The sequence below is a fragment of the Salinimonas sediminis genome, from assembly GCF_003429285.1.
Classification (GTDB): Bacteria; Pseudomonadota; Gammaproteobacteria; order Enterobacterales; family Alteromonadaceae; genus Alteromonas; species Alteromonas indica.
The window spans coordinates 875,688-890,800 of record NZ_CP031769.1 but is presented as its reverse complement, the minus strand read 5'-3'; the positions used below and the strand labels follow the sequence as shown (position 1 = coordinate 890,800).

Annotated in this window: 11 protein-coding genes; 9 read left to right on the top strand and 2 right to left on the bottom strand. The window is 50.9% G+C overall.

Translation table 11 applies throughout. The features are described 5' to 3' along the window. Positions 1–100: 100 nt before the first annotated feature. The 9 genes from mutS to D0Y50_RS03960 all read left to right on the top strand — a co-directional run bounded on the left by mutS (position 101) and on the right by D0Y50_RS03960 (position 12,922). Positions 101–2,662: a DNA mismatch repair protein MutS gene (gene mutS / locus D0Y50_RS04000; RefSeq protein ID WP_117315639.1), complete on the top strand. Its 2,562-nt coding sequence runs from the start codon at positions 101–103 to the stop codon at positions 2,660–2,662. Between the two features lie 206 nt (positions 2,663–2,868). After that, the gene (locus D0Y50_RS03995; protein ID WP_108568210.1) at positions 2,869–4,500 is read left to right on the top strand and encodes a CTP synthase; all 1,632 of its coding nucleotides are present in this window, start codon (positions 2,869–2,871) and stop codon (positions 4,498–4,500) included. Between the two features lie 63 nt (positions 4,501–4,563). Further along, positions 4,564–5,856: a phosphopyruvate hydratase gene (eno, locus tag D0Y50_RS03990; protein ID WP_117315637.1), complete on the top strand. Its 1,293-nt coding sequence runs from the start codon at positions 4,564–4,566 to the stop codon at positions 5,854–5,856. A gap of 60 nt (positions 5,857–5,916) precedes the next feature. Beyond that, positions 5,917–6,615, top strand: a complete 699-nt coding sequence (locus D0Y50_RS03985) for a hypothetical protein (protein WP_147318223.1) — start codon at positions 5,917–5,919, stop codon at positions 6,613–6,615. A 291-nt stretch (positions 6,616–6,906) separates the two neighbouring features. Then, positions 6,907–8,466, top strand: coding sequence for a 2-isopropylmalate synthase (leuA, locus tag D0Y50_RS03980; protein ID WP_108568207.1), 1,560 nt, complete (start codon positions 6,907–6,909; stop codon positions 8,464–8,466). Continuing rightward, complete coding sequence (leuB, locus tag D0Y50_RS03975; protein WP_108568206.1) at positions 8,467–9,564, top strand: 3-isopropylmalate dehydrogenase; 1,098 nt, start codon at positions 8,467–8,469, stop codon at positions 9,562–9,564. A gap of 8 nt (positions 9,565–9,572) precedes the next feature. Continuing rightward, positions 9,573–10,970 carry a 3-isopropylmalate dehydratase large subunit gene (gene leuC, locus D0Y50_RS03970; protein WP_108568205.1) on the top strand — a complete coding sequence of 466 codons (1,398 nt, stop codon included), beginning with the start codon at positions 9,573–9,575 and terminating at the stop codon, positions 10,968–10,970. 4 nt (positions 10,971–10,974) lie between these two features. After that, positions 10,975–11,583, top strand: coding sequence for a 3-isopropylmalate dehydratase small subunit (leuD, locus tag D0Y50_RS03965; RefSeq protein WP_108568204.1), 609 nt, complete (start codon positions 10,975–10,977; stop codon positions 11,581–11,583). A 181-nt stretch (positions 11,584–11,764) separates the two neighbouring features. Beyond that, positions 11,765–12,922 carry an HD-GYP domain-containing protein gene (locus D0Y50_RS03960; protein WP_117315633.1) on the top strand — a complete coding sequence of 386 codons (1,158 nt, stop codon included), beginning with the start codon at positions 11,765–11,767 and terminating at the stop codon, positions 12,920–12,922. Here D0Y50_RS03960 and D0Y50_RS03955 read toward each other — a convergent pair whose 3' ends face one another. Then, the gene (locus D0Y50_RS03955; protein ID WP_117315631.1) at positions 12,923–14,155 is read right to left on the bottom strand and encodes a general secretion pathway protein GspB; all 1,233 of its coding nucleotides are present in this window, start codon (positions 14,153–14,155) and stop codon (positions 12,923–12,925) included. After that, a complete protein-coding gene (locus D0Y50_RS03950; protein ID WP_117315629.1) occupies positions 14,148–15,059 on the bottom strand; it encodes an ExeA family protein in 912 nt (303 codons plus the stop codon). Before D0Y50_RS03950 ends, D0Y50_RS03955 begins: the two co-directional genes overlap by 8 nt. Positions 15,060–15,113 lie beyond the last annotated feature (54 nt).

Here is a 15,113-nt window from a genome sequence, read left to right as displayed (position 1 = left end):
GATAAAGATTGCGTGAAGTGTACCATTTCATTGCCTATTACACATCCGTGGTACTACCCTAACTAACAACACCGAGGCTCTTTTGGAATCACATACCCCTATGATGCGCCAGTACCTGAATATAAAGGCGCAACATCCTAATATCCTGCTGTTTTACCGGATGGGAGATTTCTATGAATTGTTTTACGATGATGCTCGCCGGGCGGCTCAGTTACTGGATATTTCGCTTACCGCACGCGGTAAATCAGGTGGCGATCCTATTCCAATGGCGGGTGTACCATACCATGCTGTAGAAAGTTACCTGGCCAGGCTGGTAAAAATGGGTGAATCGATTGCGATTTGTGAACAGGTAGGCGACCCCGCCACCAGTAAAGGACCGGTGGAACGCCAGGTTAAACGCATAGTCACCCCAGGCACCGTAACGGATGAAGCATTATTAGAAGAACGTCAGGACAATGTGCTGGCCGCAGTATGTGGTACGGTCGAAAAATTTGGTCTGGCTACGTTGGATGTCAGTAGCGGCCGTTTTCTGGTGGCTGAGTATTGTGGTGATGAAGCATTGCTGGCCGAGCTACAGCGCATTAATCCTGCCGAGTTATTGTACCCAGAAGGTTTCACCGCGCTGCCCTTGATCGACCGACGTAAAGGCATCCGCCGCCGTCCGGAATGGGAATTTGAACACAGTACCGCCACGGAATTGCTGACCAAGCAATTTCAAACCACCGCGCTGGATGGCTTTGGGGTTCAGGATTTAACCCTGGGACTGGGAAGTGCTGGCTGCGTTTTACAATATGTAAAGGATACCCAACGCACCGCATTGCCGCACATAAACAGTATTCAAAAAGATGTGCAGGAAAGCCGGGTACAATTAGATGCCGCCACCCGCCGCAACCTTGAGATCACGCAAAATATGGGGGGCAACCATGAACATACCCTATTTAGCGTGCTGGACACCACGGCGACCGCGATGGGCAGCCGAATGCTACAACGCTATTTACATGCACCAATAACCGACCGCCATGAGCTCATTAGCCGTCAGGATGCTATTGCTGCGTTGATGGCATCGCCTGAGCATACGGTTACAGAATTACTGAAGCAAATCGGCGATATTGAACGCATTATGGCCCGGTTGGCGTTACGCTCTGCGCGCCCTCGTGACTTTGCCCGTCTGCGCAATGCGTTTAACTGTTTCCCCGCATTGCAAGATGCCCTTGCCCCTTTTAATAACGCGCTACTTAATTCTCTAGCAAGTGAGATAGGTACTTATCCCGAGTTACAGACATTACTGAATGATGCCATCATAGATAACCCGCCAGTGGTTATACGGGATGGTGGGGTTATTGCCCCCGGTTTCAATGCCGAGCTGGATGAGTTACGCGCTTTGTCGCAAGGGGCCACGGATTACCTGGATCAGATGGAACAACGCGAACGTGAGCGCACCGGCATCAGTACATTAAAAGTGGGCTACAACCGGGTGCATGGTTTTTTCATCGAAATCAGTCGTGCTCAAAGCGCCCAAGCGCCGGCTGACTATATCCGTCGCCAGACACTTAAAAATACCGAGCGCTATATTACCCCTGAGCTCAAAGAACACGAAGACAAAGTGCTAACCAGTCAAAGCCGGGCGCTGGCACTGGAAAAGCAACTGTATGAGCAATTATTTGATGCCATGTTACCGGCGTTATCTGCGCTGATAGCCTCCGCCACGGCGCTGGGTAAACTGGATGTTATCCAATGTTTGGCAGAACGTGCCGAAGCGCTGGATTTGCATCGGCCTGCCCTTACCGACGCCGCTGGTATAAGTTACGAAGAAGGCCGCCATCCGGTGGTTGAGCAGGTAATGGATCAGCCATTTATCGCCAATCCCCTTAGCCTAGATGATAGCCGCAGAATGCTGGTAATAACCGGGCCAAATATGGGCGGTAAATCGACATACATGCGCCAGACTGCCTTAATTGTATTAATGGCCTATATTGGTAGCTTTGTCCCCGCCCACAACGCCTTCATTGGCAAAATTGATCGCATTTTTACCCGTATCGGTGCTTCAGATGATCTCGCTTCTGGGCGCTCCACCTTTATGGTAGAGATGACCGAGACCGCTAACATCCTGCATAACGCAACCGAGCACTCGCTGGTCCTGATGGATGAGATAGGCCGTGGCACCAGTACGTATGACGGACTGTCGTTAGCCTGGGCCTGTGCACATTACCTGGCCAGTCAGTTAAAGGCATATACTTTATTTGCTACCCATTATTTTGAACTGACTCAGTTACCAGACCAACAAGACGGGGTGGTTAACGTGCATCTTGATGCTATTGAACATGAGGACACCATTCGCTTTATGCATAGCGTAGAGCAAGGCGCTGCCAGCCAAAGTTATGGTTTACAGGTGGCGGCGCTTGCGGGGGTCCCGCGCAGTGTTATTCAGGCGGCCCGACAAAAACTGGCCGAACTGGAAGCCAGTAAAGCTGATGCCGCGAAACCGCCTGTAAAGACGTCGCCATCAATCTCTACCGCTGATAGCAACGGTCAGGCGCAGCTTCCGCTTGAGCCAGTCAGTCAGGCCCTGCAGGAAGCCATGGCGAACATTAGTCCGGATGAACTGTCCCCCCGACAAGCACTCGATTTAATTTATACCTTAAAGCGGCTTAGCCAGCAGTAGCGTGGTTGGTTGGTGGCGGAGCCTCCTACACAGGTCCTGCCACCCGCACAATGCAAGCTTAATGAAATATACCGCCGCCCCGCAAAAGCAAACAGATTGTTTGAAACGGGGTCTTTAGGTATACTATTGCGCCGTCCAAGTGTTGCGGATGAGCCTTAATGCCGTCAGCACTCATTACCCATATAATCCAACGCCTTAGGTTTCGCATGACAAACTATATTTTCGTCACAGGTGGTGTTGTATCATCGCTAGGTAAAGGTATTGCTGCAGCATCATTGGCAGCAATTCTTGAAGCGCGTGGTCTTACCGTCACAATGCTAAAGCTGGATCCCTACATAAATGTAGATCCAGGCACTATGAGTCCTATCCAGCACGGTGAGGTTTTTGTCACCGATGACGGGGCAGAGACCGATCTGGATTTGGGGCACTACGAGCGCTTTATCCGTACCCGTATGACCAAACGGAATAATTTTACCACCGGCCGGGTGTACGAAGAAGTATTACGCCGCGAGCGCCGCGGTGACTACCTGGGCGCAACGATCCAGGTCATTCCTCATATTACTAATGAAATAAAACGCCGGGTAATTGAAGGTGCCGAAGGTCATGATGTGGCTATTGTCGAGGTCGGCGGTACGGTGGGTGATATTGAATCACAACCGTTCCTGGAAGCCATCCGGCAGTTAGGCACTGAAGTGGGACGGGAACGGGCGATGTACATGCACCTTACCTTAGTACCTTACATGCCTGCTTCTGGGGAAGTTAAAACCAAACCCACCCAGCATTCGGTAAAAGAGCTTCGCTCTATTGGTATTCAGCCGGATATTCTGGTGTGTCGTTCGGTAGGCGCATTACCCGCCACTGAACGCTCTAAGATTGCTTTGTTTACCAATGTGGCCGACAAAGCGGTTATATCCCTGAAAGATGTCGATAGTATCTATCGTATCCCTGCTGCGTTAAAAGCACAGGGAATGGATCAGCTGGTGGTAGACCGTTTTGGATTACAATGCAAAGAAGCTGACCTGACCGAATGGGAACAGGTGTTATACGCAGAATCTAACCCTACTGCCGAAGTAAATATAGGTATGGTGGGTAAATATGTTGAGCTGCCTGATGCCTATAAGTCAGTGAACGAAGCATTAAAGCACGCGGGCTTGAAAAATCGTCTCACCGTTAATATCCACCATATAGATTCGCAGGATATTGAAACCAAGGGGGCGCATATTCTTGAGCATCTTGATGCTATCCTGGTGCCGGGTGGTTTCGGCGAACGCGGTATCGAAGGTAAAATTGCCGCTGCCCGTTATGCGCGTGAAAACCATGTGCCTTACTTGGGCATATGCTTGGGCATGCAGGTAGCTCTGATTGAGTTTGCCCGCAATGTGGCAGGCATGGCGGACGCCAACAGCACCGAGTTTGACCCCCAAAGCCCTTATCCGGTAGTGGGCCTGATAACTGAATGGCTGGATGCTGACGGTAGCACAGAAGTGCGTACTGAAGCCTCAGATTTAGGCGGTACCATGCGGCTGGGTAGTCAATTATGTCATTTGATTCCCGGTACCAAAGTGCATGAGCTGTATGGTGATGAGGCCATCTATGAGCGCCACCGTCACCGTTATGAAGTGAACAATAATTTACGTGAACAAATTGAACAGGCGGGGCTCAAGGTAAGTGGTTTGTCCACTGATAAACGCCTTGTAGAAGTCATCGAAATCCCCGACCATCCTTGGTTTGTTGCCGGGCAGTTCCACCCTGAATTTACATCGACACCCCGGGATGGGCACCCGCTGTTTACCGGCTTTGTAGCCGCGGCAGGCAAGTACCAGAAAGAACATCATTAATTTCTAATAATAGGGGCGCTTTACTCTCCCGTGGGTTGCCCCATTAAACGTTGAGGAAAAAACATGGCGAAGATTAGTCGCATTATTGGACGCGAAATCCTGGACTCTCGTGGTAACCCCACCGTAGAAGCCGATGTCTATCTGGATAGCGGTGCTATGGGACGCGCTGCCGCGCCATCTGGCGCCTCTACCGGATCGCGTGAAGCACTGGAATTGCGTGATGGCGATAAAGGCCGTTACCTGGGTAAAGGCGTGACCAAAGCGGTTGCTGCGGTAAATGATGTTATTGCCCCGGCGCTTATCGACCAGGATCCACTGGCACAAAGCGATATCGACAACATCATGTTGAAGCTTGACGGTACTGAAAATAAAGAAACGCTAGGTGCTAATGCTATTTTGGCGGTGTCGCTGGCAGTCGCCAAAGCGGCGGCGGTTGAAAAAGGCGTAGCGCTGTATGAACACATTGCCGATTTAAATGGCACCCCAGGCCAATATTCTATGCCAGTGCCGATGATGAACATCATCAATGGTGGCGAGCATGCGGACAACAATGTTGATATCCAGGAATTTATGGTACAACCGGTTGGCGCAGCAAGCTTTAAAGAAGCCCTGCGAATGGGTGCAGAAATTTTCCATGCATTGAAAAAAGTTCTTTCTGCTAAGGGCCTGAATACAGCTGTAGGTGATGAAGGCGGGTTTGCGCCGAACCTTAGCTCAAATGCTGAAGCATTGGCTGTTATTGTTGAAGCCGTCGAAAATGCCGGCTATAAAATGAATGAAGATATTACCCTGGCTCTGGATTGCGCTGCATCTGAATTCTACAAAGATGGCGAATATGTACTGTCAGGTGAAGACAAGCGCTTTGATTCTGAAGCGTTTGGTGACTACCTTGCTGATCTGGCGAACCAGTATCCTATACTATCAATTGAAGACGGTTTGGATGAAAGTGACTGGGACGGTTGGGCTAGCCTGACGAAGAAAATTGGCGACAAAGTACAACTGGTCGGCGACGATCTGTTTGTCACTAACACCAAAATTCTGCAGCGTGGTATCGATAATGGCATCGGTAACTCTATCTTGATTAAATTCAACCAAATCGGTTCACTAACCGAAACCCTGAATGCGATCAAAATGGCTAAAGATGCTGGCTTTACGGCGGTTATCTCGCACCGTTCAGGCGAAACTGAAGATGCAACTATTGCGGATTTAGCGGTAGGTACTGCAGCCGGCCAGATCAAAACCGGCTCGCTGTGTCGTTCTGACCGGGTTGCCAAATATAACCAGCTGCTGCGTATTGAAGAAGCTCTGGGTTCCTCAGCGGCTTACCGCGGACGTTCAGAAATTAAAGGTCAATAAGACTTTTTGTGGCCGGTAGTATAGCTACCGGCCACACTTCCTGTTAGGTTAACCCTACCGGTGGTTAACCCTTTATCTGCTATGGCATCTGGCTTAGACAAAAACCAAACAAATTTCTTCGTCGAAAGACATAAGCTTGATACCGCCCCACCCCAATTTGCAGAGATCTGTACCGCCCTGTACGAACGAGAATTACTGGCCCTGGCAACCGCGCCGGATGATATTGCCAGACTCAGACAAAAGTTAAAGGGTCTTTCGCACCACGTTAAACGTGCAGCACACTTTATGTCAGGCCCCTACACGCCCTTAGCTATTGATAGCCATAATGCATCCTGGACCGCCAGCCAACCCATCCAGAATCCAGCGCGTAAGATTACGGCGGTCGATAACCAGCAGTGGTTTTCCCGCTATGCTACCCATGGTCTGGTCGTATGTGTGGTGGTGACTGAACTGGAAAGCAGTCATATTGAGCTTGATTCCGTCGATCGGGTAGTCGATACCACCGCCACACTACATACCAATAAACATGGCTGGTTTGGTTTTGACGGGCAACCCGAAACAGCGTTACAAAGTCAATATGCTTCGCGCAGAGTGTGCAAACCGACTAAAGCATTGGTTACCGCGGCTTGCTGTGGACATCAGTGGAACCATAAAGGGCGCGTCCCTCCCCGGCCCCTGTCACTGCGTGAAATATTACTGGCATCGAATTTGGACTGGCGCCAGTTCAGATACCCGCATAAAACAGATTTATCCAGCTAGCCAGCTGGTCTAACCATCTTATATCGCAGGATGCAACCATCCTTCAGCGAATTTTTAAATCTCGGTTGTAAAGAAAGGTTGACCTCACCGGCGATGCTGGTTACATTGTCCGCTACTACTGGTCAGCAAATTAGCAAAAGTTATCACTTTTATGCAGCAACAACGTCGTCTAACTCTACTACTCCTTATGGCAGCCAGACTGCACGGGTAGATTGCGACCAGCAATGACATTCACAAAAACCCGTGCCAGGCACGGGTTTTTTTTTAACTATTTAACCACGAGACTACGCCATGACGAATCAGGTAAAAATCTTTGATACCACCTTACGAGACGGTGAACAGGCCCTGCCCGCCAGCTTGAGTGCCAAAGAAAAACTACAGATCGCTCTGGCTCTCGAACGGCTGGGCGTAGATATCATTGAAGCCGGATTTCCGGTTTCCTCGCCGGGAGATTTTAAGTCAGTTCAGTTGATTGCCCGGGAAATAAAAAATGCGACCGTATGTGGTCTGGCCCGCGCGGTAAAAGCTGATATAGACGCCTGTGGCCAGGCGTTAAGCGTTGCCGACCACTTCCGTATCCATACTTTTATCGCCACCTCCGAGATTCATGTTGGCGCTAAGCTACGCAAGTCACAGGACGAGGTGGTTGAAATGGCCGTGGCTGCGGTTAAGCATGCCCGCCAATATACCGATGATGTAGAGTTTTCTTGCGAAGACGCGGGGCGCACGCATATTGATTACTTGTGTAAAATGGTCGAGGCAGCCATAAACGCCGGCGCTACCACCGTCAATATTCCCGATACTGTGGGCTACACAACGCCTACCGAATTTGGCGGAATTATTACTAACTTGTACAACCGCGTTCCTAATATCGATAAAGCCACTATATCAGTACACTGCCACAACGATTTGGGGCTGGCGGTAGCAAACTCTCTGGCCGCCGTAGAAGCCGGTGCACGCCAGGTGGAATGTACCCTAAATGGTATTGGTGAGCGCGCCGGCAACTGTTCGCTGGAAGAAATTGCAATGATTCTGCAAACCCGCCAGGCCATGTTAGGGCTATCTACTAACATTAATTCGACAGAAATTTCGCGTAGTTCCAAGCTGGTTAGCCAGCTATGCAACATGCCGGTGCAAGCTAACAAAGCCATTGTGGGCGCGAATGCCTTCAGCCACTCTTCTGGTATACATCAGGACGGTGTGCTGAAAGCGCAAAACACCTATGAAATCATGACCCCGGAAAGTGTTGGTATCAACAAAAATAATCTGAATTTGACCTCGCGTTCAGGCCGCCATGTGATTAAACATCGGTTAACTGAACTGGGCTATAAAACGGAAGATTACGACCTGGAAGCGATTTATAAGTCATTCCTGCAATTGGCTGATACCAAGGGCACCGTATACGATTACGACTTGGAAGCATTGCTGTTTTTTGATCAACAAAAACATGAAGAAGCTTATTATAAGCTGACCTATTTACAGGCCAATAGCGGCCACGAAATTATTCCCAGTGCCACGGTAAGATTACAAGTAGGTGAGGCAGAAGTTACCCGTACCGCTATCGGTAATGGACCGGTCGATGCCGCTTATGAAGCCATCATGCAGATTTTGGGTCATCAGGATGTCAACGTGGTCGACTTCAAACTTGACTCCAAGGGTGAAGGGGCTGACGCACTGGCGCAAGTGAGCGTTATTGCGCAATACCGCGGCCGCCGGTTTCATGGACTGGGGCTGGCTACCGACATTGTAGAAGCCGGGGTGAATGCTCTGATCTTTGTATTAAATAATACCCATATTGCTGACCAGATAGACCAGCAGAAGAATCAACAAGAACGAGTAGCAGGAGTATAAATGAACCAGTTCAATATAGCCGTGCTGGCCGGTGACGGCATTGGCCCGGAAGTTATGCAGGAAGCAAATAAAGTACTCGATGCCATTGCGCAACGGTTTGCTGTTAGCTTTACGCGTAATGCGTATGCGGTAGGCGGTTATGCTATCGATACTGAAGGTGAAGCGCTGCCTGCCAATACCTTACAGGGCTGTGAAAATGCCGATGCCATATTGTTTGGTTCTATCGGGGGCCCCAAGTGGGATACCCTGCCCCTGGAACAACGCCCTGAACGCGCGGCTTTACTTACTTTGCGCAGCCATTTTGACTTATTTAGTAACCTGCGCCCGGCACGCATTTACCCGGGTATGGAACACCTTTCTCCTTTACGGGCAGATATTGCCGCCAGCGGTGTTGATGTATTAGTCGTGCGCGAATTAACCAGTGGTATTTATTTCGGGCAACCCAAAGGCCGTGATGGCGAGGGCGAAGAAGAATATGCTTTTGATACCATGCGCTACAGCAAGCGGGAAATTCGGCGCATTGCGGTTGCTGCTTTTGAAGCTGCGCAAAAACGCCGCGGTAAAGTAACGTCTGTCGATAAAGCAAACGTGCTGGTAACCAGCCGGTTATGGCGTGAGATAACCGAAGAAGTGGCCCAGGATTATCCATCAGTGGAGCTGGAGCACATTTATATTGATAACGCCACGATGCAGGTTATGAAAAATCCGGCCCAGTTTGACGTAATGCTATGTTCAAACCTGTTTGGCGATATTATTTCCGATGAATGCGCCATGATGACTGGCTCTATGGGCTTACTGCCGTCTGCCAGCATGAATGAAGATGGCTTTGGGCTATACGAGCCCGCGGGCGGCTCAGCGCCAGATATTGCTGGCCAGGGCATTGCTAACCCCATAGCCCAGATTATGTCGGCGGCGATGATGCTACGCTTTAGCTTGAACTTACCTGAGGCTGCGGATGCTATTGAGCAGGCTGTGGTCAGCACCTTGGAAAAGGGTGTATTAACCGGCGAGCTATTGCCTGCCAATGAACGTTCACGGGCTGCCACCACCGCCCAGGTAGGCGACGAGATTGTTCGCCACATTTTGAATCAGGAGTAACTCCCCCCATGGCCAAGACCTTATATGACAAAGTATTCGATGCCCATGTGGTAGAAACCGTTGATGGCGACAGCCTGCTGTACATCGATCGTCACCTGATTCATGAAGTGACCTCACCGCAGGCGTTTGCCGGCTTAAATGACAAAGGGCGTAAGGTCCGGCGGCCGGATAGAACAGTAGCAACAATGGATCACAGTATCTCCACCCGTTCACTGGCACTGGACGCCTGTGGCCCTCAAAATGCGTTGCAGCTTAACACCCTGGCCGAGAACTGCGAGCAGCACAATATACGCCTGTTTCCGGTAGGGCACCAAAAGCAAGGTATAGTGCATGTAATGGGGCCAGAACTAGGCTTAATTCAGCCCGGTATGACGGTAGTCTGCGGCGACTCTCATACAGCTACCCACGGAGCGTTTGGGGCCCTGGCCTTTGGTATTGGCACATCGCAGGTTGAGCATGTTCTGGCGACCCAAACGCTGAAACAAAGCAAAGCGAAAAGTATGCTTATTCAGGTAGACGGAACGCTACCGGTAGGCATTACCGCCAAAGATATCATCCTGGCGATCATTGGCCGTATTGGTCATGCTGGTGCCACCGGTCATGTTATTGAATACGCGGGTGAAGCCATCCGTGCGCTGACGATGGAAGAGCGCATGACTATTTGTAATATGAGCATCGAAGCCGGTGCTAAAGCCGGCATGATAGCCCCCGACGAAACCACTTTTGCTTATCTTAAAGGCCGTGAATTTGCCCCTTCCCAGCAATGGGATGCGGCGGTCGAATACTGGCAGAGTTTGCACAGTGATGCAGAGGCTTCCTTTGATACCGTGGTTAAACTGGACGCTGCCAGTATTGCGCCTCAGGTTACCTGGGGCACTAACCCTGGCCAAGTCATTGGGGTGGATACCCCGATTCCTGCTCCGGCCGACTTCAGTGATGCTGTGGAACAGGAAAGTGCGCGTAAAGCCCTGGGGTATATGGGGTTAAATGCGGGGCAGAAATTGGCAGACATCGCCATTAGCCATGTCTTTATCGGCTCTTGCACCAATGGCCGTATAGAAGACCTGCGTGCCGCAGCCCATATAGCGCGACAAGGTAAAGTTGCTTCTGGGGTCACCGCTATTGTGGTGCCTGGCTCCGGGGCAGTAAAACGGCTGGCTGAAGAAGAAGGGCTGGACCAAGTATTCACCCAAGCGGGCTTCGAATGGCGCCTGCCAGGCTGCTCCATGTGCTTAGGGATGAACGATGATATTTTGCAGGCTAACGATCGCTGTGCATCTACCAGTAATCGTAATTTCGAAGGCCGTCAGGGGCGCGGAGCACGTACCCATCTGGTAAGCCCAGCAATGGCTGCGGCGGCTGCATTGCGCGGTAAATTCGCCGATGTTAGAGATTTTCAGGAGTAAAATTATGACTGCACCACAAGGTTTTTCCACCCACACGGGTACAGCATGTCCATTAGATGAAGCCAATATCGATACCGATCAAATCATTCCCAAGCAGTTTCTGACAGGCGTAACGCGGGCCGGCTACGGTAAACATTTGTTTCATGACTGGCGTTATCTGGATTTGCACGAGCAAGAGCCTAACCCCGATTTCGCCTTGAATAAGGCGGAATATCAGGGCGCCAGTGTATTGTTGTCGCGCGAGAACTTTGGCTGTGGCTCCAGTCGGGAACACGCGCCCTGGGCACTGGATGATTTTGGCTTTAAAGTGATTATAGCCACCAGTTTTGCCGACATTTTTTACGGTAATTGTATTAACAATCAATTGTTGCCGGTCGCGTTATCCAGCTCGCAGATGGATACATTATTCGAGCTGGTAAAAGCCCGGCCCGATACCCGTATCACTATCGATCTAACCCAGCAGACCGTGAGCCTGGCGCAGCAGCAATTTTCGTTTGATATTGCTGAGCACCATAAACATAATCTGTTAAAAGGTTTAGATGCGATTGGCCTGACTTTGGAGCTGGGCCAGCAGATAGAACAATACGAGCAACAGCAGCCAGCCTGGTTGTAATGTTGGTCGCAGCGGCCCGCCAGACAGTGGGCTGGTTCTTCTGTGCACAATACCGCGGCTATCGCGGTATTTTTTTGTGTGCCAACGTGTAACCTTCTGCGCTTAAAATTAAGCGGCTTGCACACTGACAATGTATTATTGGTGGTGCCCCCAAGAAGGTGGAATTGCTAAAGGAGTTGCTATGCTTAAAGACATTTCGATTGATGAACTACAGCCCGGAATGTACGTGAGCCGGGTATTGGAACAAACCGGTTCCATGCGGGTCCGCTCGGGTGGCCTGGTAAAATCCGAGGCAATAATTGAGCAACTGCGGGCTAAAGGTATTGTACGTATAGAAATTGATTATGCGCGCAGCAAGCTTACCAGTAAGCAGCACAAAGCATTACCACCGGCCACCGGGGCCGCCTTTTTAAAAGCCAGTGCGCTTTATACAAAAGCGGTTAGCCTGCAAAAAAACCTGCTGGAGCAGTTAAAAAATGGGGCCACGCGCGACTTAAATAGTGCCGATGAACTGGCTCGCCACATTATCGACAATGTATTTGAAAACCAGAACGCCATGGCATGTTTAGCCATGATTAAAAACGCCGATGAGTATCTGCTTGAGCATTCCATTAATTGCAGCATTCTGATGGCGATATTTGCCACCCACTTAAGTTTCAATCGCGCAACGGTGGATGAACTGTGTACCGGCGCGTTGTTGATGGATGTAGGAATGGCTCAGATACCAGAGCTGATACGCCTTAAGCAAGGCTCGCTAACCACCGACGAGTGGCAAGTTATTCAGTCACATGTACCAAAAGGGTTGGCGCTGGTAGATGGCTTTGCGGGTATTGCTAAGGATGTCCGCCAGATTATAGCGCAACACCACGAGCGGGTAGATGGCAGCGGTTATCCTGAACAACTTGAAGGTAACAGTATCAGCCTATTTGCCCGCATGGCCGCTATTGTCGATTCATATGACGCGATGATATCTAACCGCTCCCATCAGCGCGCCGTGGCGCCTGCGGTTGCGCTAAAACGGCTATCGACGCAAACCGGGCTGGACCAACAATTAGTACGCCAGTTCGTCCGGTGTATCGGGGTGCACCCGGTGGGCTCACTGGTCAAACTGCAAAGCGGGCGGCTGGCTATTGTGGCCCAGGCCAACCAGGAAGATATGTTAAAGCCGGTGGTTATGACCTTTTATAGCATTAATAGTGACAGCTATAGTGAAATTAAGCGCCTTGATTTAACCAAAACTAATGATGACATCGTGGCCAGTGTGCGCCCTGATGACTTTGGTATCAATTTACCACGTTTTTTTCGCGACGTGTTTATCCATCAGATGCCTGATGCTTAGCTACCAGTCGGTTAGCGCCGCCATGCTAAACACTTCGCCCTGAAAAGTTAAGATGACCCGTTGGCCTTCAATATTCACAATTTGTACCTCATCGGCTATCCAGTCTCCTTCTCCGCGCTGTTTTCCATTCACCCTCACCCAGCGCTCAGCCGGGTCGCTGGCATACATATGCGCGCTGAATTTCATACTGGGTAGTCGGGTTAATAGCCTTACCGGTAACTCATCTACCCGGGGAATATCGTCGCTTACGTTCACCGCAATATCATCACTGCTATTGCGCGCCTGAGCGTCAGGCTCATCTAACTCCTGCACTGCCTGATTAAATTTATCCAACAGGGCTTGGGAAACCGCTGATTTTGGCACGGGCGCCGGGGCATTGAGCACCTTGCCCCCATACTCCGCACTATTCTGGGTACGGGGCGACGCTGAGGGCTGGGTTGCGCCAGCGGTTTGCTCAGTAGCACGCGGCGGGGTAGTGCCGGACTGATTGTTTGCCGCCTGCGTAATTACGTCCTGGGAGGCAGCCGCTGGCTGCCCGGCTGTAGATGGTGTAGCTGCCAACGGCTGGGCCGGTGTGGCCTCGGCAGGGCTACCCGCAGGCAGCGCTAGCGGAAGATCACCAGCTGCCGACGTGCCCTGTTTATTGCCACCCCCGGTGGCCGCATTATCCAGCAAGGGCGCAGGAGCCGGGTTTGATATGGCCGCCGGGGCGCCGGTGTTGTCAGACTCTCCTGCCACCAATGTGGTATTCAGCCATGCCGGCCACCAGCGAGGAGCACTGCCCCCAGCCACCCCCAGGCCAAGCCCTATTAATACCACCAGCACATACTTGCTGGTCTGCTTGGTGATCGTCTGCCACGCAGAGGGCAGGCCCTGCACTGTCGGTAAAAATAAATTGCGGTTGAATTGGTCCGATAGCTGGCTATCAAACCCGGCCCGGGTGTCGTGTTCTCCGCGCAGCAACTGCTGCGTATGGGTACGTCGACTAGCAGGCTGCGTGCTGCCAACGGCTGGTGGCGTTTCTGTAAGGGGCACTTCATCCGGGTTATCGATATGTACCGTTTGCGCCGGATCTATCGCCACCTCCTGAACCCCCATCTCAGCCAAGCCTTGAATCATTGCCGTGCTGGTGACCAGGCCCGCCTTACGTATTCTTACCGGGCCGTTTTGACGGGTTACCTGTACAATAACCATACCTGGTTGTAATGCATCAACAGTTACTATTTCAGACATGTGTCCTGCCTATCATGACGCCAATGACTACCGCACTTACAAATGCCAGTGACAACCACCACTTTTGGCGGCCTTCAAGACGTTGTGCGACCACGTCTTCACCCAAAATTTGCTGGGCCCCGGCCAGAAAAATACGCTTACGCACTACACTGTGCTGGCGGGTAAAAGACAGCGTCAGGGCTCGGTCGCATAGCAGGTTTATAACCCGTGGTATGCCACCGGTTATCCGGTGTACCGCACGTAGCGCGGAAGGGCTGAAAATACTTATATCGCCATTTGCCACACTTAACCGGTGCGCGATATAGGCGCTGACCTCTGGCGCTGTAAGCGGCAGTAGGTGATAACGGGCGGTAATGCGTTGGGCGAGTTGGCGTAATTCGTTACGCTTTAATAACTGTTGCAATTCCGGTTGGCCAATTAACACCACTTTAAGCAGTTTTTCCCGGTTGGTTTCAAGGTTGGTTAACAGCCTTAACTGCTCCAGTACTTCGGGCATCAAATGTTGGGCTTCATCAATCAATAGTACGGTATTCAGGCCCGCCTGGTGGTTTTGCGCCAGCTTCGCTAATAAACAATCGGTGAAATATTTCAGACTGGATTTGCTGGTATCATAGTCTATTCCCAGTTCATCACACACTGTGGCCAGTAACTCCAGCGCTGACAGCGTTGGATTAAGTATCATAGCGACCTGCGTGTTATCCGGTAGCTGCTGCAACAACTTTCTGGAGACTGTCGTTTTACCCGTCCCCACCTCGCCGGTCAGCATTACAAAGCCACCGCTTTCGCGTAAACCAAATGTCAGATGCGCCAGGGCTTCTTTATGCCTTGGGCTCATGTACAAATAGTCGGGATTCGGGGCAATAGAGAACGGATTATCGCTCAGCCCGAAGTAATTCAGATACATGCCGTGTCTTAAATGAATGAGAAAACGCTGATAAAACTAACCAGTGCCCGGCCA